The following is a 21,817-nucleotide window of genomic DNA, read 5'->3' on the forward strand; positions in this document are numbered from 1 at the left end:
CCCTCGCCCCACCTCCGGCGAGCGTCCCCGATCTTCCCGGGACGTTCACCGGAGGCATTCGTTCCGTTGGTGACCTGGCGGGAAACGGCCACGGCGTATTCCCGCCTTCCCCATCATCCCTGCACGGCCCTCACCTCTGCCAATGTGGCGCCACCGCAGCATCAACAGCCACCGGAGACGGGTGTTCTGCGCCTGATTTCCGGAATCAGATGGGGAGAGCGATGCGCCCGATTTCGCGTACGGCCCTGGGGGCGGCGACCGCCGTCGTCCTTGCCGTCACCGCGGTCGCGCCGTCCGCGGCGAACGAGCCGCAGGACGACACGGCCGGCAAGCGACCACTGGTGGGCGGCGAGGCCCCGGCCCGCGCCGGCGACCGGCCCGCGACCGTGACCCTGGTGACCGGCGACCGCGTCGTGGTCACCCACGACGCCGACGGCAACCCCGCCGCCACCGCCCTGCCCCGCGAGGACGGCACCGTCCCCCTGGTCCAGACCCGCCGCTCCGGCCAGGACCTGTACGTCTACCCCGAGGACGCCACCGACGCGCTCGCCGCCGGACGCGTCGACGAGCAGCTCTTCAACGTCACCGGACTCGTCCGCCAGGGCTACGACGACGCCGCCACCACCACGCTGCCCCTCATCGCCGTCTACGGCACCGACCTCGCCCGCTCCGTCCCCGCGGCCCCGCGCGGCGCCCGGCGCGGCCAGGTCCTCAAGACCATCGACGGCGTCGCCCTCGCGGCGGAGAAGAAGCAGGCCGCCACCTTCTGGGCCGAGCTGAACGCCCCCGCGGCCCGCGCCGCCTCCGGCATCACGAAGCTCTGGCTCGACCGCAAGGTCCAGGCCACCCTGGAACGCTCGACGAAGCAGGTCCACGCCCCCGAGGCCTGGGCCGCTGGCTACGACGGGACGGGCACCAAGGTCGCCGTCCTCGACACCGGAGCCGACGCCGAGCACCCCGACCTCAAGGGCCGCGTCACCGCATCGGAGAACTTCACCGACTCCGAGACCGCCGGCGACCGCCAGGGCCACGGCACCCACACCCTCTCCACCGTCGGCGGCTCGGGCGCCGCGAGCGGCGGCAGGAACAAGGGCGTGGCCCCCGGCGCCGCCCTCCTCAACGGCAAGGTCCTCAACGACTCCGGCTCCGGCGCCGCGTCCTGGATCATCGCGGGCATGGAGTGGGCCGTCGCCCAGGGCGCCGACGTCGTCTCGATGAGCCTCGGCAGCCCCGTACCCACCGACTGCACCGACCCGATGAGCGCCGCGGCCGAGGAACTCGCCCAGAACGAGGGCACGTTGTTCGTCGTCGCCGCCGGCAACACCGGCCCCACCCTCAACACGGTCTCCTCGCCCGGCTGCGCCCCCGGCGTCCTCACCGTCGGCGCCACCGACCGCGACGACTCCACCGCGTACTTCTCCAGCCGCGGCCCGACGATCGTCCAGCACACCCTCAAGCCCGAGATAGCCGCCCCCGGCGTCGGCATCTCCGCCGCCGCGGCGGGCGGCCGCGGCATCTACGCCTACCAGGCCATGTCCGGTACGTCGATGGCCACCCCGCACGTCGCGGGCGCCGCCGCCCTCGTCAAGCAGCGCCACCCCGACTGGACCGGACAGCAGGTCAAGGCCGCGCTCGTCGCCTCCGCCGAGAGCTCCGTTCCCGGCGACGTCCGCGAGGTCGGCGGCGGCCGCCTCGACGTCAAGGCCGCGATCGACCAGACGGTCCTCGGCTCACCCGCCGTCCAGGGCGGTACCTACAACTGGCCGCAGGACCGGACCGACCGCACCACGGTCTCCGTCCCGTACACCAACACCTCCGGCGCGCCCGTCACCCTGAACCTGGCCGTCGAGAAGGTCACCGGCAACGACGGCTCCCGGGTACGGAGTTCGGTCGCCCGCCTCGACCGGCGCACCGTCACCGTCCCGGCCGGCGCCACCGTCCAGGTCCCGCTGGCCGTCGACCCCACCGCCCACCTGGACCGCGCCCAGTACGGCGACGTCACCGGCCGCGTGATCGCCACCGGCAACGGCGGCATCCACGTCTCCACCCCGTTCTCGCTGTACGTCGAGCCCGAGACCGTCACCCTCCGCGTCAAGCTGATCGACCGCCGGGGCGAGCCGGCCACCGGCGCCTCCTCCCTCGACGTCATCGGCACCGACGACGCCAGCGGCGAGCGCCGCTTCAACGAAGGCGCCGCCGACCAGGTCTATCGCCTGCGCCCCGGCAGCTACTTCCTCTCCTCGTTCGTCACCACCCCCGACGCGGGCGAGGGCGCCACGCTGAACGACTCCCTCAGCTACCTCGGCCGCCCGCAGCTGGAGCTGAGGAAGGACACCACCGTCGTCCTCGACGCCCGCGCAGCCCACCAGTTGTCGGTGAAGACCGACAAGGCCACCGAACTCCGCGGCGCCACCCTCGCGTTCGCCCGCTCCTGGGACGACACCTGGCTGCACGCCGGCACCGCGGCGGGCCCGCGCTCGATCCGCTCCTACTACGCCTCGGTCGAAGGCGCCGCCGACGAGGGCGACTTCGAGTTCGGCAGTTACTGGCGCGCCGGGGCCCCGCAGATCACCTCGCTGCGCACCACGGACGGCCTGACCCTGCACCCGCTCACCGCCTCCCTCGGCTCCGACAACCTCGACGGCACCGGCTCCGCCCGGCTCGTCGACGCCGGGACCGGGACCCCGGAGGAACTGAAGGCCGCCGGCGTCCAGGGCCGTATCGCCCTCGTCCGCCTGCCCGACGGCTCCACCGGCGCGGGCGCCCTCGCCCGCAACGCCAAGGCGGCCGGCGCCGTCGCCGTTGTCGTCCACCACGCGGCCCCCGGCCGCTGGTACCCGGGCGGCTCCTTCACCGGACTCGGACTGCCGGTCCTCTCCGTCCCGTCCACGGAGGCGACCGCGCTCCTCGGCAGGCTGGCCGCGGGCGAGGTCACCCTCGCCTGGCAGGCCACCGCGAAGACCCCGTACGTCTACAACCTGGCCTTCCCCGAGACCCGCGCGGTCCGCGACGACAGGAACTACCGCGTCCGCGACGGCCAGTTGGGCCGTACGGACTCCGTCTACGGCTCGGCCGGCATCACCACCGACTTCACCGACTTCCCGGCCGCCCACCGGCCGAACGGCGTCACCGTCTCCTTCGGCTCCCTGGAGACCGTCCCCGCGCCCGGCACCCGCACCGAGTACCACAGCACCGGTGACACCGCCTGGAGCCAGATGGTCAACAGCAGCTTCCCGTTCGGTGAACTCATGATCGGCGCCCGCCACACGTACACGCCCGGCGAGAAGCGGACCGAGCGCTGGTACGACGGAGTCATCGCCCCCACCGCCCCGCGCGACACGGCCGGCAAGCCGGTCCTCGTCTCCGAGCGGCAGGGCAACCTCATCGGCTTCGCGAACGCCATGTGGGGCGACAGCACCCACCACGCCGAGCCCGGGTCCTTCGGCGACATCGGCAACCTCCGGCTCAGCCGCGACGGAGAGCTCCTCGGCGAGAACGCCTGGCCGTTCGGAGCCTTCGAGGTACCGGCCGAAGCCGGGACGTACACGCTCGAACAGAACACCATGAAGATCGGCAGCAAGGTGTGGGCCCGCTCCACATCCGTCAACTCGGTGTGGGAATTCACCTCCAAGCTTGACGAGACCGTCTATTCTCAAGGCATCCCGATTATCTTCCCCCGGTACGACCTTCCGGAGGACGGACTCAAGACCCTCGCCGCGACCGACGGCCAGCACATCGGCCTCACCGCGACGGGTCACGCGGGCTACACCCCCGCAGCGCTCACCTCGGCGAAGCTCTCGTACTCCTATGACGGTGGTACGACCTGGACCGAAGCGCGGGTCTCCCAGCAGGGCGGTCACTGGACCGCGACCGTGAACCACACGGGCGCGGCCGGCAAGCCCGTCACCCTGAGGACCGAACTGACGGACGCCAACGGCAACTCCGTCACCCAGACCGTGGTCCGCGCCTACGACGTGCGCTGACCACGCCGGTCCGCCGGGCGTCCTTCCCGTGGGGGGTGGGGCCGCCCGGCGGACCACCCATTCGCAGCAACGGTTTTCCTGATGTCCCGTTTTCGGACGCCGTGCGCGGTGGAAAATAGGGGCATGACTCAGCAGGGGGACAGCAACTGGTGGGACAAGCTCTACGACGAGTCGGCGCCGGACACGGCCCCGACGGCCTCGGGTGACACACTCGACGACCACTTCGCCACGGCGACCCGCGCCACGACGGGCTCGCGGGCCCCGGCGCCCGCCCCGGAACCGCCTCCGCCGCCGGCCCCGGCCGTCGCGCCCACCGGACCGCCGCCGGCCCGGGCTGTCGCCGGCCCGGCGCCCTGGGAGGCGCCGCCCGAGGGGCCGCGGACCTTTGCCGCGCCGTCTCCGCCGCCCCCGGCCGCCGCGCCCACCGTCCAGACGCCGGTGCCGCCGGAGCCCGAGCCCGCCCCCGATCCGCAGGAGGCCCGGGCGGAGGAGGCTGAGGACCTGCCCGGCGCCGGACACGACCTCACCGTCGCGGTCTCCGTCCCCCGCCCCCGTACCGGATTCGTCGGCAGCCGCCCGCCCACCTACGAGCCCGAGCCGACCGCCCTGCCCGTCGCCCGGCCGGGGGAACTCGGCGAGCTGGTCGCCGACACCGTCCTCGACGGCGCCCGCTACGGCACCTGCACCGTACGGGCCGCCTCCGTACGGGGCGACTCCGCCCGCTACCGGGGCGAGCCCCGCCGCGACGCCCTGCTCACCGCCCGCTTCGGCCACGACGAGACCGCGCTCGTCCTCGTCGCCGTCGCCGCCGGCTCCCGCGCCGCCGAGGACGCCCATCTCGCCGCGGCCGACGCCTGCCGGTGGATCGCCGAGGCCGTCTGCCGCAGCCACGCCCGGCTCTCCGAGGACATCAGGTCCGGCCGCCGCGGCGACCTCAAGTCGGGACTGCACCGGCTCACCGACCGTACGTACGGCAAGCTCAGGGCCCGCGCCGCCGACCGGGGCCTCGCCCCCGACGAGTACACCGCGACCCTCCGCTGCCTGCTGGTCCCCGCCGACCCCGCCTGCCGCACCCGGGTCTTCTTCGGCATCGGCGGCGGCGGTCTCTTCCGGCTCCGCGACGGCGCCTGGCAGGACATCGAACCGCTTCTGCCCGGACCGGCCGCCGTCACCGGCGCCCCCGTCGTCGGCTTCGGCTCACCGCCCCCGAGCCCGCCCGCGGAGGCCGTCGCCTCCGAGACCGAGGAGGGCGACCGGCTCACCATGGACCTCGGCATCACCACCGCCCCCGCGCCCCTCGTCGAGGACCCCGTGGCGCCGCCCGCCGAGCCGTTCCGCTTCCGTGCCTCCGTCGCCCGCCCCGGTGACACCCTGCTCCTCGCCTCGCCCGGCCTCGCCGAGCCGATGCGCGGCGAACCCGCCCTCGCCCGCGAGCTCGCCGACCGCTGGGCCGACACCGAGGCGCCCGGCCTCGCCACCTTCCTCGCCGACACCCAGCTGAGGGTGACCGGTTACGCCGACGACCGCACCGGGGTGGGCGTCTGGGAGGCGTAATCCACCGGGCGCAACCCGCCGGGCGCAACCCGCCGGGCCATGTGTTGATGGAGCCATGGCCAAACAGAACGTGGCGGAACAGTTCGTCGACATCCTCGTCCGCGCGGGCGTGCGGCGCCTGTACGGCGTCGTCGGTGACAGCCTCAACCCCGTCGTCGACGCGATCCGCCGTACCCGGGGCATCGACTGGATCCACGTGCGGCACGAGGAGACCGCGGCCTTCGCCGCCGGCGCCGAGGCCCAGATCACCGGCGGTCTCGCCGCCTGCGCGGGCTCCTGCGGGCCGGGCAACCTGCACCTGATCAACGGGCTCTACGACGCCCACCGCTCGATGGCCCCCGTCCTGGCCCTCGCCTCGCAGATCCCGTCCAGCGAGATCGGCCTGAGCTACTTCCAGGAGACCCACCCCGACCAGCTGTTCCGCGAGTGCAGCCACTACAGCGAACTCATCTCCAACCCCCAGCAGATGCCCCGGCTGCTCCACACGGCGATCCAGCACGCCGTCGGCCGCCGCGGCGTCAGCGTGGTCTCGCTCCCCGGCGACATCGCCTCCCAGCCCGCCCCGGACAAGACGGCGGAGACGGCCCTCGTCACCACCCGCCCGACCGTCCGCCCCGGAGACACCGAGATCGACGCGCTCGTTCGGATGATCGACGAGGCCGGCCGGGTGACCCTCTTCTGCGGCAGCGGCACGGCCGGGGCCCACGCCGAGGTGATGCAGTTCGCCGAGCGGATCAAGGCCCCCGTCGGCCACGCCCTGCGCGGCAAGGAGTGGATCCAGTACGACAACCCGTACGACGTCGGCATGAGCGGCCTGCTCGGATACGGCGCCGCCTACGAGGCCACCCACGAGTGCGATCTCCTGATCCTGCTCGGCACCGACTTCCCGTACAACGCGTTCCTGCCCGACGACGTGAAGATCGTGCAGGTGGACGTCAGGGCCGAGCACCTCGGCCGCCGCTCCCGGCTCGACCTCGCCGTCTGGGGCGACGTCCGCGAGACCCTGCGCTGTGTGATCCCGCGCGTCCGGGCCAAGACCGACCGCCGCTTCCTCGACAAGATGCTCAAGAAGCACGCCGACGCCCTCGAAGGCGTCATCAAGGCCTACACCCGCAAGGTCGAGAAGCACGTCCCCATCCACCCCGAGTACGTCGCCTCCGTCATCGACGAACTCGCCGACGGCGACGCCGTCTTCACGGTCGACACGGGCATGAACAACGTCTGGGCGGCCCGCTACCTCAGCCCCAACGGGCGGCGCCGGATCATCGGCTCCTTCAGCCACGGCTCGATGGCGAACGCCCTGCCCCAGGCCATCGGCGCCCAGTTCACCGACCGCAACCGGCAGGTCGTCTCGCTCTCCGGCGACGGCGGCTTCTCCATGCTGATGGGCGACTTCCTCACCCTCGTGCAGTACGACCTGCCCGTGAAGGTGATCGTCTTCAACAACTCCTCGCTCGGCATGGTCGAACTGGAGATGCTGGTCGCCGGTCTCCCTTCGTACGGAACGACGAACCACAACCCGGACTTCGCGGCGATCGCCCGCGCCGCCGGCGCCTACGGCGTCCGCGTCGAGAAGCCCAAGCAGCTGGCGAACGCCCTCAAGGACGCCTTCAAGCACAAGGGCCCGGCCCTCGTGGACGTCGTCACCGACCCCAACGCGCTCTCCATCCCGCCGAAGATCAGCGCCGACATGGTGACCGGCTTCGCCCTCTCCGCCAGCAAGATCGTCCTGGACGGGGGAGTGGGCCGGATGGTCCAGATGGCCCGCTCCAACCTGCGCAACGTGCCCCGGCCCTGAGGGAATGCGGGCGTTTTGGCGGGGCATGCATCCCCGTGAGCCTGTTCGACGCGATCTGTGGGTGGGGGGATATGGCCGGGGAGGCACGACAGCCGACTCAACTGCTCAGAAAGGTGGGATGCGCTGATCTCACCGCGGTGCCGGAGGTGCGACATGCCCTGCGTGAACTGCTGCGGAAATGGGGCGGTCCTGGCGCCTCCGACGTGGCGGAACTGCTCACCAGCGAACTGGTGACCAACGCCCTGATCCACACCGAGCACGGAGCCGTCGTGACCGCGACGGTCGTGCCCGAGCAGCTGAGGGTCGAGGTCCGTGACTTCGTCCCCGGCCTCGCCCCACCGCACGTACCGCGCGCCGACGACGGTACGCACGGCAGGGGGCTCGTCCTCGTCGAGGCCCTGGCCGACTCCTGGGGGGTCGAGGACCAGGAGCTGGGCAAGGTGGTGTGGTTCGAACTGAACGGCGGGGCCGCCTGAGAGGCGGCCCCGCCGAGGTGTGCGGTGGACGGTGTGTCCGGCGGACGGTGAGGTGCGTCAGCCGAACTGCTGCTCCAGATCCTTGAGCTTGCGCTCCAGGGAGTCGAGACGGGGCAGCGTCTGGGTGTCGTCCTCCGCGGTGAGGTCCACCGTCCGGGAGTCGCTCGACTGGATGTCACGACCCCTGACGGCTTGGAGGGAGGGCCGGGGGCGAAGCGGCAGCTGTCCGGGGTCCGCTATGGCGGGTTCCGCGACGGCGGCCTGCACGGACGCCGAGGCGGAACCCGAACCGGAACCCGAGCCGTTGCCGGGCCCCGGACCCGGGCCCGCTCCGGCCCCGGGCGGAGCGCCCAGCGCCGCCATCTCGACCTGGCGCCCGCCGCCCCTGCCGAGCCCGAAGGCCCGGTGCTGGCGGTTGATCGCCTTGAGCCGTGCCCGGTCGAGCTTGACCTGGTCACGCCGGCGGATGCGGTTCTGCTCCTTCTCCCGCCGGTCCTCACGTACCTCGTCGACGGCCTCGTCCAGGGTCCGTACGCCCTCCAGAAGCATCAGCGACCAGGCGGCGAAGGTCTCCCGGGGCGCCCTCAGCCACCGCACGATCCGGATCTGCGGCAGCGGGCGGGGCACCAGGCCCTGCTCGCGCAGCGCGGCCCTGCGGGTCTGCTTGAGGGCCCGGTCGAACAGGACCGCCGCCGAGAGGGACATGCCCGCGAAGAACTGCGGGGCCCCGTCGTGGCCGAGGCCGCGCGGTGCGTGCACCCAGTTGAACCAGGCGGCCGCGCCCGCGAACAGCCAGACGAGGAGGCGCGAACCGAGCGCCGCGTCGCCGTGGCTGGCCTCGCGGACCGCGAGCACCGAGCAGAACATGGCGGCGCCGTCGAGGCCGAAGGGGACCAGGTACTCCCAGCCTCCGGTGAGGTTGAGGTTCTGCCGGCCGAAGCCGACGAGTCCGTGGAAGGAGAGCGCCGCGGCGACCGCGGCACAGCAGAAGAGGAGGACGTAGGAAGCGGTGCCGTAGACGGCCTCCTTGCGTCTGCGGCGCTCCTCGTTGCGCTCCCAGGAGTCCTCGGCCGCGGCCTGGTCACCGGCGCGCTTCCCGCGCGCGAGCACCGCCACCGCCGTCAGGACTCCGGCCACCATCACGCCACCCGGAAGCAGCCAGTCCAGCGATATGTCGGTCAGTCTCATGCGGTGTCCCTTGCATCGCAGTAGGGCGTTTGGCGGCCCATACTGGCCGACCCCGCGGGGCGCTCAAGGGGTTTCCGGGCAAGAGCACGCCATCGGGGCGCCACGGCATACGAATAGGTGCGATCTACTCGAACGCCCATGCAAGAGGAGGGGGTTGGGTTCGATTTACGCCACCCGTCCGGGTGGCTTAATCACCCGGGAGTCTCAGGCGGCCGCGGCCAGTCGGCGGACCCGCTCGGCATCGCAGGTACGCGGGCAGGTGACACAGGTGTCGTCGGGCCGCAGCGTGTAGAAAAAGCAGCAGGTGGCCCGGTCGCGGGTGGCGCGCGGCTCCCCGTCCGGCCCCTCGGAACCGGCCAGCTCGCGGAAGCCGGCGGCACCCGCGTACGGCTTGTACGGCTTGGCCGTGCCCGGCATGAGGAGTTCGAGCTCGTCCATCGCCCGCCGCTCCTCGCCGAGCAGCGTCCCGACGTACCAGAGGCCCTCGACGATCTCGTCCGTGGCCATCCCCCACAGGGCGCGGCGGCCGCGCCGCATCCGGGAGCCGAAGCCGTCGAGGATCGCCTCGAAGTGCTCGGCGAGCGAGGCGCGCACCTCGGCCCGCAGCGCGTCCTCGTCGGCGACGACCCGGGCGCCGGGCAGCGCGGCGGCGGGGTCGCCCGGCAGGCAGGCGAACTCCTCGACCCCGACCGCCAGGCGGCCGAGCGCGCGCTGGAAGGAGACGTTCCGGGCGGGAAGGCGGGGGACCCTGCGGTCCAGGAACCAGGGGACGGTGACGAGGAGGCAGGCGGGCCAGGCGTACCGGTGCAGTCCGAAGCTGGCGACGACGTCGGGTCGGGCCTGGGTGCCGTAGTCGCGCAGCACCTGCGCGTTGTCCCAGGCGAGGAAGGCGTCGAGGTCGGCGCCGCCGGCCGCGAGGTCCTCCGCGCCGACCCAGCCGGCTCCGCGCGGCAGCCGCTCACCCGGGGAGGCTTCCTCTATCCGCAGATGGGGGAAGACCTCGGCGAGGCGCGCGTAGGCGGCCGCGACGGGCGAGGCCGGAGGGGCGGGCAACAGAGCGGGGACGGTCATGCGGACCACCGAATCGCGATCGTTGGCAGGTTAGCCTTACCTTACCCGATTCGAGGTCACCTCTCACCACCGGCCACCAGCGGGGCGGCCCCCACGGCCCTGATGCCGGTCCGTTCGCCTATGGTGCACAGAGGACCCCGGCGACGCGAGCGGGGCCCGGCACGAGGCCGCAGGAGGACCCGGGTGGAGCAGGGCGCAGCGCGCGAGCGGGCGACGGGGAGCCAGCCCCCGCCGCCTTTCGGCGACGCGGCGGTCGCGGGACGCGGGGCCGCCGGACGCGCGGACGCGGCGCGCGCGGATGCAGGACGTGCGGATACAGGACGTGCGGTCGCGGGTGTCGCCCGCGTCCCCGAACAGGGCCGCGGGCCCGAGCAGGCCCGCGGCACGGACCGGGGCCGGGGCGCGGACGGCGTTCGCGGTACGGAGGGGACCGGGGGCGTGCAGCGGCCTTCCGGCGCCGAGGGCGGCCGCGGTGTGGAGGAGGCCCGGGGCGTGCCGCGGCCTTCCGGCGCCGAAGGCGCCCTCGGTACGGAGCAGGGTCGGCGGGCCGAGGACGCCCGCGGTGAGCACACCCACGGCGAGCCGGCGGCGGCCCCCGTCCCCGTTCCCGCTCCCCGCGTCGTGCGGCACTCCGTCCGCGGGCAGATCCTCGACGCCCTCCGCGCCGCCCTCGTCGACGGCGAGCTCGTCCCCGGCGAGGTGTACTCCGCCCCCGCCCTCGGTGAGCGCTTCGGGGTCTCCGCCACCCCCGTCCGCGAGGCCATGCAGCGCCTCGCCGTCGAGGGCGCCGTCGAGGTGGTGCCCAACCGAGGTTTCCGCGTCGTCGAACGCACCCCGCGCGAGCTCGCGGAACTCGCCGAGGTCCGCGCGCTCATCGAGGTCCCCGTCATGCTGCGGCTCGCCCGCACGGTCCCGGCAGCCCGCTGGGCCGCACTCCGCCCGCTCGCCGAGGCCACCTCGGCCGCCGCCGCCCGGGGCGACCGCGCCCACTACGCGGAGGCCGACCGGGCCTTCCACCGCGCCGTCCTCTCCCTCGCGGGGAACGAGCAGCTGCTGGCCGTCGCCGACGACCTCCACCGCCGCTCCCAGTGGCCCCTGCTCAGCGCCCCCGCCCTCCGCCACGGTGTGCTCGTCGCCGACGCCGCCGAGCACGCGGCCCTCCTGGACGCCCTGATCGCCCAGGACCTGAACGTCGTACAGACCCTGGTACGGGAGCACTTCACCGGCTCGGAATGCTAGGGCCCGCCTCACGGTCCCCTGCCGATCGGAACGGACTGATCGACAGCACGCCCCCCAGCGCCCCGGACCACTAAGGTCGTTGACGTCAGCCGTCCGCACCGCGTCGCCCGTGAGGTGTCCCATGCCGTCCGCGACCCCGTCCCCGGCATGGGACGGACGACCCGCCACCGGCACGGAAGCCGGGGCCACGGCCCTGCTCGGCTGGCTCACCGATCCCGAGGCGCCCCGGCTCTGCCTCGTCACCGGCGCCCCCGGCAGCGGCAAGACGGCGCTGCTCGGCTGGCTCGCCGCGTACGGGCCGCGGGCCGGTCGGCCGCGCCGCCGAGCGGCCCGGGTGCTCGTCCCGCTCGCGGGCCAGAGCGTCCTCGGCGCGACCTGGACGATCGCCGACCGCCTCGGCGTGGTGGCCAGGTCGCCCGGCGACCTCGTGCACGCCCTCGCCACCAGCGAGGCCCGGCCCCCCGGCCGTACCGTCCTCCTCCTCACCGATCTGCACGACGCCGCCGAACCCGCCGCGCTCACCGAGCTGATCGCCGAACTCGCCGGCGTCGGCCGGATCCGTCTCGTCGTCGAGGCCCGCAGCGGCACCCCCGCCCCCGCCGCACTGCGTTCCGACCGCAGGGTGACCGTCGTGGACCTCGAAGGGGACGCCGACCCCGCCGACGGCACCGCGCCACGGCAGGAGCGGCCGCTGCCGGACCTCTCCGACCCGGTGGCCGTCTGTACGGCGGACCCGCTGCTCGTCACCACGGCGTACGTCACCGGTTCCGCCGCCGCCGGACTTCCCGGCACCCTGGACGGCCCGGAGCCGCCCGCCCGCCCCGGCGAGAACGCCGCCGAGGACCACGGCGGGCTGCGGGCCGCCTGGATGCGGGCCGGACAGTCACTCTGCCGTGAACAACCCCCGGCCGACCGGGCGTTGGTGCTGCTCGCCGCCCTCGGTGACGGAGCCGACCCCCGACTGCGCCCCACCCTCGCCGAGTTGGCGGCGGCCGCCCCCTGGCGGCTCCGCTGGGCCCGTCACCGCGGCGACCTGACCCCGCCCTGGCCGGGCCCCGTCACCGTCCTCGGCGCGGCCGGCGGCCCCCTGGAGGGGACTCTGCTCGTCGGCGACCACACCGGCGCCGTACGCCTCCTCCACGAGGCCGACGCGAGCCCCTCGGGCCGCCTCGCCCACACCGTGCCCGGCCGGATCACCGCGCTCGCGCCCGCGCCCGACGGCACGGTGCTCCTCCTGGACGACCGGGGCAGGCTGCACACCGTACGGGGGGCGGCGCCCCGCGCCCCGTACCTGGAGCGCCTCACGGAGGCGGTCTCCGCGACCCTGGCCCGGCATCCGGGGACGGCCCTCGCGGCCATCGCGGGCTCGGTGGTGGTGGGGGACCGGCTCGGCTCCGTGCACGCCTTCGGCCTGACGGGCCTGCATCAGGCGGCCTCGCACAGCGGCCGGGTCACGGCGGTGTCCGCCGTCGACTCCGAGACCCCGTTCGTCTGTTCCGGCGGCGCCGACGGTACGGTCCGGATCTGGACCCCGGGCCGCGATCCGCGCCCCGACCCCCTCACCGAACGCCCCTCGCCGGTGGTCTCCCTGCACGCGACCCAGACCCCGCACGGCCCGCTGGTCGCCGTGGCCTGGGCCGACGGGCTCGTCGCCCTCCACCGCCCCGAGGGGGGCCGGACGTTGTCGTTCCGTCCGGGCCCCCCGGTCCGCGCGGTCGCCGTCACCGGCTCCGGCTCGCTGCTCATCGGCACCGACGAGAGCCTGGTGTGCCTCGCCCCGAAGAGCTGAACTCGCGTCACAAGGCGTACCGGTGAAGGGGTTTCAGACCGCCGTCTGCGGCGTCAGCTGGCTCGCCAGCCAGGTCGGCACCCCGCCGAGGAGCCGGAAGAGCCGGCGGGCCTCCGCGCGCAGCCGGCCCGCCTCCGGCTCCGTCTCCGTAGTGGCGAGGGCGGTGAGCGCCGGGGCCGTACCGACCAGGTAGCCCAGCTCCTCCCGGATGCGGAGCGACTCCGCGAAGCCGTGCCGGGCCTCCGCCAACTCGCCTTCCCGCAGGGCGAGTCCGGCGAGGTGGCGCCAGGTCGAGGAGAGCAGTAGCGAGTCCCCCTGCGCGACGGCCCCCGCGTGCGCCCTGCGGTACGCGGCGCGCGCGGCCTGCGGGGAGTCGGAGAGGTTCTGGGCGATGAGCCCGCGCCGCAGGTCGAGCAGCGGCCGGCCCTCGGCGGACGGGGCGATCAGGGCCGCCGCCCGGCCGAGGGCCATCCGCGCCTCGTCGGCCCGGTCGCGTACGCCGAGAAGCGTGGACGCGTAGGCGAGATAGCCCCGTTCGCAGGCCGCGGCCCCACGTTCCTCGTCGGTGCGGGCCACCGCCTCGGCCGCCCGGAGCGCCTCCTCGGCGTCGGCCCAGCCCTGTTCGGTGTAGAGGCAGCGCTCGATCAGCAGCGCGGCCCGTTCGAGTGCGGCGTCCGGTTCGGCCGCGTGCGGCGCGAGCAGTGCTGCCGCGTCCGTCCAGCATCCCCGGGAACGGAGCCGCCATATGGCGGTCTCCACGGGGGTGTCCTTGCCGTAGGCGAGGGACGGATCTTCGCCGCCACTTGATTCGGAACCAGACATGGCGGTATCCGCCACATTGCCCTCCCCGAGCACGCCATTGAGCTGTTGAGTGAGAAACGCATCTCAGCACGAAGGGGAGTACCTGGCCAAGGGGTCAGGTGAAAGATTTCACAAGAGGGCGGCGGATCGGGGTACCGCTGCCGGGAGCGCGGCCGAGGGGCCGTCAGATCGCCGTGAGGCCCGTGATCAGGCACTGGGGCGGCCCGTCGGCCGCCCCCGCCGACGGGCCTCACCGGCCAGGACGTCACTCCACCGGACTCGCCCGAAGGGGTGAATCCCGAACGGGCCGCTCAGCTCATCCGGTCAGCTCATCCGCAGGGCGAGGAAGAAGTCGAGCTTGTCCTCGAGACGCGACAGATCGCGTCCGGTCAGTTGTTCGATCCGGCCCACCCGGTAGCGCAGCGTGTTCACGTGCAGGTGCAGCCGGGTCGCGCAGCGCGTCCAGGAACCGTCGCAGTCCAGGAACGCCTCCAGGGTCGGGATCAGCTCCGCCCGGTGGCGCCGGTCGTAGTCGCGCAGCGGGTCGAGCAGCCGGGCCGTGAACGCGCGCCGGACGTCGTCCGGGACGAACGGCAGCAGCAGCACGTGCGAGGCCAGCTCGTGGTGGCCGGCGGCGCAGACCCGGCCCGGACGGGCGGCGGCGACCCGGCGGGCGTGCCTGGCCTCCTCCAGGGCCCCGCGGAGGCCCTCCGCCGAGTGCACGGCCGCGCTGACCCCGAGGGTGAGCCGCCCGTCGTCGGCGAGACCGGCCGAGAGCGGGGCCCGTACGGCGGCGAGCAGCGCGTCCGCGTGCAGGCCGAGGGCGGCCGCGGGGCCGTCGTCCTCGCTGTCCGGCAGCGGCCCCGCCGCCAGCGGGACGAGGGCGATGGCCTCGTCGCCGCTGTGCGCGACGGCGATCCGGTCGGCCGACTCGGCGCCCACGGTCGCCGGGTCGACGAGGATCTCCTCCAGGAGCGCCTGGGCGACCGGACCGCCGTCCACGGGGGTGCCCTGCCCGGCCTCCTGCTCCCACTCGACCCGGGCGACGACCACCTGCCAGTGCGGGGCCGTGCCCAGGCCGGGCAGCAGCACCGGGGCCGCGACCCGCAGCCTGGCCGCGATCTCGGCGGGCGCGGCGCCCGTCTGGACCAGTTCGAGGACCTCCTGGGCGAGCCGGCGCCGTACCGTACGGGCCGCGTCGCGCCGGTCCCGCTCGACGGCGATCAGCTGGGTGACGCCCTGGAGCAGGTCGAGCCGGGCGGCGGGCCAGTCCCCGGCGTCCGCCTCCACGGCGAGCAGCCAGTCCGAAAGGACCGTCTCGCGCACGTCCCTGGCGGCCGGGACGGCACCGCGGCCGGTGTTGCGGATCGGGAAGAGCGAGTACGCCGTTCCGCCGGTGCTCAGCCGGTGCGGGCCGCGCCGTCCCGTCCGGGTGGCGGCCAGGTGCTCGCCGGCCAGGGTGGCGGCGAGGCTCGCCGTGAGCGGCTCGCCCGCGCCCGCGATCTGGCGGCCGGTGGGGGAGAGGACCCAGGCCCGCAGGTCCAGGTCGGAGCCGAGCAGGTCGAGGACCACCTCGGGGCCGCCGCCCGCCGGTCCCGAGGTCATGAGCCGCCGGTGCCGGTCGACGACGGCCGCCAGGTCGCCGGCCCGTTCGCCGGAGACCTGTCGAACAACGTGCTCGGTGATCGTCGCGAACGCAACGGACTCGTTGACCGCGAAGAGCGGCAGCCGATGGCGTGAACACGCCTGTACGAGATCGTCGGGGATGTCGCCGAGCTCCGCCTCGCCGGCGGCGAGGCCCGCGACCCCGGCCGAGGCCAGGATGCGGGCGAAGGGCTCGGCGTCGGCGGGCTCCCGCAGCCAGGCGAGGCCGGTGAGCACCAGCTCGCCGCCCGAAAGGTACCGGCTGGGGTCCTTCAGGTCGGTCGTCATCACGCCGCGGACGGTGCGATCGAGCTCGTCGTCGCCGCCGAGCAGGCGCAGCCCGAGCGCGTCGTTCTCCAGCAGTGCGCGCAGCCGCATCGTGTCGCCGCCGTTCCTTCGTCAGTGGGGTGGAGGGTGTCGCGTTGTCGACGGTGCAGTGGTGCCACCGTTTCCAGGGGAAAACAGCGAGGTTTCTGTTCCCCGCCTTTCGTTCGAATCTACAAGACGACGACGGGAGCCAGCCAACTCCTTCATGTTTTCGGTGACTGCACCCGGGCGATCGTGGGCTTGTGTACTAGGCCACACACCGCGTGAACAGCACATGAACATGAAGTCGAGGGCCGGCCGTACCCCCGGAACCCTGCGCGATCCCCGATCACCAGAATCACTAGAAGAGAGCCACCATGGACTTCCTTCGCCCCGCCAGCTGGGAGGAGGCGCTCGCCGCCAAGGCCGAGCACCCCACGGCCGTGCCCATCGCCGGTGGTACCGACGTCATGGTCGAGATCAACTTCGACCACCGGCGCCCCGAGTACCTCCTGGACCTCAACCGCATCGAGCTTCTCAGCGAGTACGAGGTCGGCGAGGAGAACGTACGGCTCGGCGCCTCCGTCCCGTACACCCGGATCATGGAGAACCTGCGGGCCGAGCTGCCCGGTCTGGCGCTCGCCTCGCACACGGTCGCCTCCCCCCAGATCCGCAACCGCGGTGGCGTCGGGGGCAACCTCGGCACCGCCTCGCCCGCCGGCGACGCCCACCCGGCCCTGCTCGCCGCGGGCGCCGAGGTCGAGGTCGAGTCGGTGCGCGGCAGCCGGTTCATCCCGATCGACGCGTTCTACACGGGCGTGAAGCGCAACGCGCTCCAGCCCGACGAGCTCATCAAGACCGTCCACATCAAGAAGGCGGACGGGCCCCAGCAGTACTCCAAGGTCGGCACCCGCAACGCGATGGTCATCGCCGTCTGCGCGTTCGGTCTGGCCCTCCACCCGGAGACCCGGACCGTACGCACCGGCATCGGCTCCGCCGCGCCGACCCCGATCCGCGCCAAGGAGGCCGAGGCCTTCCTGAACGCGGCTCTGGAAGAGGGCGGCTTCTGGGACAACGGCAAGATCATCACCCCGTCGATCGCGAAGCAGTTCGCCGACCTCTGCTCGGGCGCCGCCAACCCGATCGACGATGTCCGAGGCACCGCCAAGTACCGCCGCCACGCCGTCGGCATCATGGCCCGCCGCCAGCTCGGCTGGACCTGGGAGCAGTACCGGGGCACCGGTCGCACGCTTGAGGGAGCTGCATAACCATGCGCGTCAATTTCACGGTCAACGGTCGTCCGCAGGAAGCCGACGACGTCTGGGAGGGCGAGTCCCTCCTCTACGTTCTGCGTGAGCGGATGGGGCTTCCCGGCTCCAAGAACGCCTGCGAGCAGGGCGAGTGCGGTTCCTGCACGGTCCGCCTCGACGGGGTGCCGGTCTGTTCCTGTCTGGTCGCCGCCGGTCAGGCCGAGGGCCGCGAGGTCGTCACGGTCGAGGGCCTCGCCGACTTCGCCAAGGAGCGTTCCGAGCACGCCGGTTGCGCCACGGGCGCCTGCGGCACCTCGCTCGACGCCGCCAAGAAGTGGGAAGCCAAGCCCGGTCAGGACTCGCAGACGGGCGAGGGCGTCGAACTGAGCCCCATCCAGCAGGCGTTCATCGACGCCGGCGCCGTCCAGTGCGGCTTCTGCACCCCCGGCCTGCTCGTCGCGGCCGACGAGATGCTGGAGCGCAACCCGTCCCCGTCGGACGCGGACATCCGCGAAGCGCTCTCCGGCAACCTCTGCCGCTGCACCGGTTACGAGAAGATCCTCGACGCGGTCCGCCTCGCGGCCGCCCGTCAGGGAGAGGCGGTCTGATCATGGCTGGCACCACCACGGGTATCCCCCGCGACGTCACCCAGAACCACGTCAAGGGCGGCATCGGCGAGTCCACGCTCCGCCCGGACGGCACGCTCAAGGTCACCGGCGAGTTCGCCTACTCCTCCGACATGTGGCACGAGGACATGCTGTGGGGGCAGGTCCTCCGGTCCACCGTCGCCCACGCCGAGATCGTGTCCATCGACACCTCCGAGGCCCTCGCGATGGACGGCGTCTACGCCGTCCTGACGCACGAGGACCTGCCGGCCGCGAAGAACTACGGCATGGAGTTCCAGGACACCCCGGTCCTCGCCTACGGCAAGGTCCGCCACCACGGTGAGCCGGTCGTCCTCGTGGCCGCCGACCACCCGGAGACCGCCCGCCGCGCCGCCGCCAAGGTCAGGATCGAGTACCGGGAGCTCCCGGTCATCACGGACGAGGCCTCGGCCACCGCTCCGGACGCGATCCTGGTCCACGAGGGCCGCGACGACCACCACTCCGGTCACGTCCCGCACCCGAACATCGTGCACCGCCAGCCGATCATCCGCGGCAACGCGGACGAGGCCGCCAAGCGGGCCGACGTCATCGTCAAGGGCGAGTACACCTTCGGCATGCAGGACCAGGCCTTCCTCGGCCCCGAGTCCGGCCTCGCCGTACCGGCCGAGGACGGCGGCGTCGACCTGTACGTCGCCACCCAGTGGCTGCACTCGGACCTCAAGCAGATCGCGCCCTGCCTCGGCCTGCCCGAGGAGAAGGTCCGCATGACGATGGCCGGCGTCGGCGGCGCGTTCGGCGGCCGCGAGGACATCTCGATGCAGATCCTCGCCTCGCTGCTCGCCCTGCGCACGGGCAAGCCGGTCAAGATGGTCTACAACCGGTACGAGTCCTTCTTCGGGCACGTCCACCGCCACCCGGCGAAGCTCTACTACGAGCACGGCGCCACCAAGGACGGCAAGCTCACGCACATGAAGTGCAAGATCGTGCTCGACGGCGGCGCCTACGCGTCGTCCACGGCATCGGTCGTCGGCAACGCCTCCTCCCTCTCGGTCGGCCCGTACGTCATCGACGACGTCGAGATCGAGGCGATCGGCCTCTACACCAACAACCCGCCCTGCGGCGCCATGCGCGGCTTCGGCGCGGTCCAGGCCTGCTTCGCCTACGAGGCCCAGATGGACAAGCTCGCGGCCAAGCTGGGCATGGACCCGGTGGAACTGCGCCAGCTCAACGCCATGGAGCAGGGCACGATCATGCCGACCGGCCAGGTCGTGGACTCGCCGGCCCCGGTCGCCGAGTTGCTCCGCATGGTCAAGGCCCGCCCGATGCCGCCGGAGCGCCAGTGGGAGGCCGCGGGCGAGGGCGCGGACGTCCGCGCGCTGCCGGGCGGTCTGTCCAACACCTCGCACGGCGAGGGTGTCGTGCGGGGCGTCGGCTACGCCGTCGGCATCAAGAACGTCGGCTTCTCCGAGGGCTTCGACGACTACTCGACCGCCAAGATCCGCATCGAGGTCATCAACGGCGAGGCCGTCGCCACGGTCCACACCGCCATGGCGGAGGTCGGCCAGGGCGGTGTCACCATCCACGCGCAGATCGCCCGCACCGAGCTCGGCGTCCAGCAGGTCACCATCCACCCCGCCGACACCCAGGTGGGCTCGGCCGGTTCGACCTCCGCGGGCCGCCAGACGTACATGACCGGCGGCGCCATCAAGAACTCCTGCGGGATCGTCCGCGAGAAGGTCCTGGAGATCGGCCGGCGCAAGTTCGGCTCGTACCACCCGGCCTGGGCCAACGCCGAACTCCTCCTGGAGGGCGGCAAGGTCGTCACCGACGGCGGCGAGGCCCTCGCGAGCATCGCGGACGTCCTCGAGGACCAGGCCGTGGAGGTCGAGGAGGAGTGGAGGCACCGCCCCACCCAGGCCTTCGACCTCGTCACCGGCCAGGGCGACGGCCACGTCCAGTACGCCTTCGCCGCGCACCGCGCGGTGGTGGAGGTCGACACCGAGCTGGGCCTGGTCAAGGTCATCGAACTGGCCTGTGCCCAGGACGTCGGCAAGGCGCTCAACCCGCTCTCCGTCATCGGCCAGATCCAGGGTGGCACCACCCAGGGCCTGGGCGTCGCGGTGATGGAGGAGATCATCGTCGACCCGAAGACCGCGAAGGTGCGCAACCCCTCCTTCACCGACTACCTGATCCCGACCATCCTCGACACGCCGACCATCCCGGTCGACTACCTCGAGCTGGCCGACCCCAACGCGCCGTACGGCGTGCGGGGCATCGGTGAGGCCCCGACCCTGTCGTCCACCCCGGCCGTCCTCGCGGCGATCCGGGCGGCGACGGGCCTGGAGCTCAACAAGACGCCGGTACGCCCCGAGGCGCTCACCGGCACCCTCTAGAACTCTCCGGGCGGTACGTGCCTCCCCAGGAACGTCACACTTCCCCCCGCCCGTACCGCCCGGAGTAACCCCGGCACCGCCGGAAACACGCGCAGTACCCGCAGTACCGATTCACTTCGTTCGTCTCGGGCCGTCCCCCGGGTCGTGCAGCCCACGCAGCATCCCAAATCCCGCAACTTCACCAGATCAGAGTCCTTCGAAGTCTGACGCGGGTGCCCCTTTGAACCTTGGGAGTAGGCCCCATGACCCAGTCGTCTGTGGAGCCCAAGACCGCTTCGGAGGACGCGGGCTCCGGCTCCAACGTCCCCGCCGGCCGCTCTTGGCTCGACCGGTACTTTCACATCTCGGAGAGAGGATCCTCCGTCGCGACGGAGATCCGCGGCGGCGTCACCACCTTCATGGCGATGGCGTACATTCTCCTGCTCAACCCCCTGATCCTCGGTGGCAAGGACGTCGAGGGCAACCTCCTCAGCCAGCCCGCCCTCATCACCGCGACCGCGCTCGCCGCCGCCGTGACCACCCTCCTGATGGGCTTCTGGGGCAAGGTCCCGCTGGCCCTCGCGGCGGGACTCAGCGTCTCCGGTGTGCTCTCCTCGCAGGTCGTCGCCGTCATGACCTGGCCGCAGGCGATGGCCATGTGCGTGGCCTACGGTGTGATCATCTGTCTCCTGGTCGTCACCGGCCTCCGCGAGATGATCATGAACGCGATCCCGCTGGCGATCAAGCACGCGATCACCATCGGCATCGGCCTCTTCATCGCGATCATCGGCTTCGTCAAGGCCGGCTTCGTCCACGAGAACCCCGCCCCGGGCGGCGGCCCCGTCTCCCTCGGCCCGGCCGGCGAACTCATGGGCTGGCCCGTCCTCATCTTCGCCGTCACCCTCCTGCTGATCTTCGCGCTGCAGGCCCGCAACGTCCCCGGCGCCATCCTCATCGGCATCGTCGCGGGCACCGTCATCGCCATGATCGTCAACGCCGTGGCGGACATCCCGGCCAAGGGCGCGGGCGCCTGGTTCTCCGGTCCGCCGGAGCTCAACGGCAGCGCCGTCTCCGCGCCGGACTTCTCGCTCATCGGCGAGGTGTCCTTCAGCGGCTGGGGCGACGTCGGCTACATCACGATCACCATGATCGTCTTCACCCTGGTCCTCGCCGGCTTCTTCGACGCCATGGCCACGATCATCGGTGTCGGCTCCGAGGCCAACCTCGCCGACGACAAGGGCCGCATGCCGGGCCTGTCCAAGGCCCTGTTCATCGACGGCGCCGGCGGTGTCATCGGTGGTGTCGGCGGCGGCTCCGGCCAGACCGTCTTCGTCGAGTCGGCCACCGGCGTCGGCGAGGGTGCCCGCACGGGCCTCTCCTCCGTCGTCACGGGTGCCTTCTTCGCCCTCTGCCTCTTCTTCACCCCGCTCACCGCGATCGTGCCGGCCGAGGTCGCCTCCGCCGCCCTGGTCGTCATCGGCGCGATGATGATGCAGAACGCCAAGCACGTCGACTGGAGCGACCGCTCCGTGGCGATCCCGGTGTTCCTCACCGTGGTCCTGATGCCCTTCACGTACACCATCACCACGGGTGTCGCGGCCGGTGTCATCTCCTACGCCGTCATCAAGGTGGCGCAGGGCAAGGCCCGCGAGGTGGGAGCCTTCATGTGGGGCCTCACCGCGATCTTCATCGTGTACTTCGCGATCCACCCGATCGAGAGCTGGCTCGGCGTCGGCTGACG

The 21,817-nt window shown here is 72.9% G+C and carries 14 protein-coding genes; 10 read left to right on the forward strand and 4 right to left on the reverse strand.

Translation table 11 applies throughout. The features are described 5' to 3' along the window. The first annotated feature begins 221 nt into the window (after positions 1-221). From ABT034_RS30035 to ABT034_RS30050, 4 genes are all read left to right on the forward strand, one after another. Positions 222-3,983 carry a S8 family peptidase gene (locus ABT034_RS30035; RefSeq protein ID WP_351220222.1) on the forward strand — a complete coding sequence of 1,254 codons (3,762 nt, stop codon included), beginning with the start codon at positions 222-224 and terminating at the stop codon, positions 3,981-3,983. 123 nt (positions 3,984-4,106) lie between these two features. Next, positions 4,107-5,537 carry a protein phosphatase 2C domain-containing protein gene (locus ABT034_RS30040; RefSeq protein ID WP_351220223.1) on the forward strand — a complete coding sequence of 477 codons (1,431 nt, stop codon included), beginning with the start codon at positions 4,107-4,109 and terminating at the stop codon, positions 5,535-5,537. Positions 5,538-5,592: 55 nt separating this feature from the next. Continuing rightward, the gene (locus ABT034_RS30045; RefSeq protein WP_351220224.1) at positions 5,593-7,335 is read left to right on the forward strand and encodes a pyruvate dehydrogenase; all 1,743 of its coding nucleotides are present in this window, start codon (positions 5,593-5,595) and stop codon (positions 7,333-7,335) included. Positions 7,336-7,406: 71 nt separating this feature from the next. Further along, complete coding sequence (locus ABT034_RS30050) at positions 7,407-7,811, forward strand: ATP-binding protein (protein WP_351220225.1); 405 nt, start codon at positions 7,407-7,409, stop codon at positions 7,809-7,811. Positions 7,812-7,868: 57 nt separating this feature from the next. Here the strand turns inward: ABT034_RS30050 and ABT034_RS30055 are convergent, their stop codons facing one another. Next, complete coding sequence (locus tag ABT034_RS30055) at positions 7,869-8,999, reverse strand: DUF2637 domain-containing protein (protein WP_351220226.1); 1,131 nt, start codon at positions 8,997-8,999, stop codon at positions 7,869-7,871. A gap of 204 nt (positions 9,000-9,203) precedes the next feature. Beyond that, on the reverse strand, positions 9,204-10,070 hold the full coding sequence (locus tag ABT034_RS30060) for a (2Fe-2S)-binding protein (RefSeq protein ID WP_351220227.1): 867 nt from the start codon (positions 10,068-10,070) through the stop codon (positions 9,204-9,206). Between the two features lie 438 nt (positions 10,071-10,508). On the opposite strand from ABT034_RS30060, the gene ABT034_RS30065 reads away from it, so the two are divergent. Further along, positions 10,509-11,309 (forward strand): GntR family transcriptional regulator, encoded by an 801-nt coding sequence (locus ABT034_RS30065; RefSeq protein ID WP_502973086.1) that lies wholly within the window; start codon positions 10,509-10,511, stop codon positions 11,307-11,309. Positions 11,310-11,430: 121 nt separating this feature from the next. Beyond that, on the forward strand, positions 11,431-13,098 hold the full coding sequence (locus ABT034_RS30070) for a WD40 repeat domain-containing protein (protein ID WP_351220228.1): 1,668 nt from the start codon (positions 11,431-11,433) through the stop codon (positions 13,096-13,098). A 33-nt stretch (positions 13,099-13,131) separates the two neighbouring features. On the opposite strand, the gene ABT034_RS30075 is transcribed toward ABT034_RS30070, so the two are convergent. Together ABT034_RS30075 and ABT034_RS30080 are read right to left on the reverse strand one after the other, a co-directional pair. After that, on the reverse strand, positions 13,132-13,920 hold the full coding sequence (locus ABT034_RS30075; protein ID WP_351220229.1) for a hypothetical protein: 789 nt from the start codon (positions 13,918-13,920) through the stop codon (positions 13,132-13,134). Positions 13,921-14,223: 303 nt separating this feature from the next. After that, positions 14,224-15,921: a PucR family transcriptional regulator gene (locus tag ABT034_RS30080; protein ID WP_351220230.1), complete on the reverse strand. Its 1,698-nt coding sequence runs from the start codon at positions 15,919-15,921 to the stop codon at positions 14,224-14,226. Positions 15,922-16,226: 305 nt separating this feature from the next. Here ABT034_RS30080 and ABT034_RS30085 point away from each other — a divergent pair, with 305 nt between their 5' ends. The 4 genes from ABT034_RS30085 to ABT034_RS30100 all read left to right on the forward strand — a co-directional run bounded on the left by ABT034_RS30085 (position 16,227) and on the right by ABT034_RS30100 (position 21,815). Further along, on the forward strand, positions 16,227-17,117 hold the full coding sequence (locus ABT034_RS30085; protein ID WP_351220231.1) for an FAD binding domain-containing protein: 891 nt from the start codon (positions 16,227-16,229) through the stop codon (positions 17,115-17,117). A 2-nt stretch (positions 17,118-17,119) separates the two neighbouring features. Continuing rightward, a complete protein-coding gene (locus tag ABT034_RS30090; protein WP_351220232.1) occupies positions 17,120-17,707 on the forward strand; it encodes a (2Fe-2S)-binding protein in 588 nt (195 codons plus the stop codon). A 2-nt stretch (positions 17,708-17,709) separates the two neighbouring features. Continuing rightward, positions 17,710-20,097, forward strand: coding sequence for a xanthine dehydrogenase family protein molybdopterin-binding subunit (locus tag ABT034_RS30095; protein ID WP_318206237.1), 2,388 nt, complete (start codon positions 17,710-17,712; stop codon positions 20,095-20,097). A 242-nt stretch (positions 20,098-20,339) separates the two neighbouring features. Beyond that, entirely contained in the window at positions 20,340-21,815 is a 1,476-nt protein-coding gene (locus ABT034_RS30100) for an NCS2 family permease (RefSeq protein ID WP_351220233.1), read from the forward strand. Positions 21,816-21,817 lie beyond the last annotated feature (2 nt).

The sequence above is a fragment of the Streptomyces sp. NPDC002773 genome (assembly GCF_040295605.1).
Classification (GTDB): Bacteria; Actinomycetota; Actinomycetes; order Streptomycetales; family Streptomycetaceae; genus Streptomyces.

Excerpts from the sequence above, each read along its gene's own strand:
- ABT034_RS30035 (WP_351220222.1), top strand. The coding sequence starts at position 222 with ATGCGCCCGATTTCGCGTACGGCCCTGGGGGCGGCGACCGCCGTCGTC.
- ABT034_RS30040 (WP_351220223.1), top strand. The coding sequence starts at position 4,107 with ATGACTCAGCAGGGGGACAGCAACTGGTGGGACAAGCTCTACGACGAG.
- ABT034_RS30045 (WP_351220224.1), top strand. The coding sequence starts at position 5,593 with ATGGCCAAACAGAACGTGGCGGAACAGTTCGTCGACATCCTCGTCCGC.
- ABT034_RS30050 (WP_351220225.1), top strand. The coding sequence starts at position 7,407 with ATGGCCGGGGAGGCACGACAGCCGACTCAACTGCTCAGAAAGGTGGGA.
- ABT034_RS30055 (WP_351220226.1), bottom strand. The coding sequence starts at position 8,999 with ATGAGACTGACCGACATATCGCTGGACTGGCTGCTTCCGGGTGGCGTG.
- ABT034_RS30060 (WP_351220227.1), bottom strand. The coding sequence starts at position 10,070 with ATGACCGTCCCCGCTCTGTTGCCCGCCCCTCCGGCCTCGCCCGTCGCG.
- ABT034_RS30070 (WP_351220228.1), top strand. The coding sequence starts at position 11,431 with ATGCCGTCCGCGACCCCGTCCCCGGCATGGGACGGACGACCCGCCACC.
- ABT034_RS30075 (WP_351220229.1), bottom strand. The coding sequence starts at position 13,920 with ATGTCTGGTTCCGAATCAAGTGGCGGCGAAGATCCGTCCCTCGCCTAC.
- ABT034_RS30080 (WP_351220230.1), bottom strand. The coding sequence starts at position 15,921 with ATGCGGCTGCGCGCACTGCTGGAGAACGACGCGCTCGGGCTGCGCCTG.
- ABT034_RS30085 (WP_351220231.1), top strand. The coding sequence starts at position 16,227 with ATGGACTTCCTTCGCCCCGCCAGCTGGGAGGAGGCGCTCGCCGCCAAG.
- ABT034_RS30090 (WP_351220232.1), top strand. The coding sequence starts at position 17,120 with ATGCGCGTCAATTTCACGGTCAACGGTCGTCCGCAGGAAGCCGACGAC.
- ABT034_RS30095 (WP_318206237.1), top strand. The coding sequence starts at position 17,710 with ATGGCTGGCACCACCACGGGTATCCCCCGCGACGTCACCCAGAACCAC.
- ABT034_RS30100 (WP_351220233.1), top strand. The coding sequence starts at position 20,340 with ATGACCCAGTCGTCTGTGGAGCCCAAGACCGCTTCGGAGGACGCGGGC.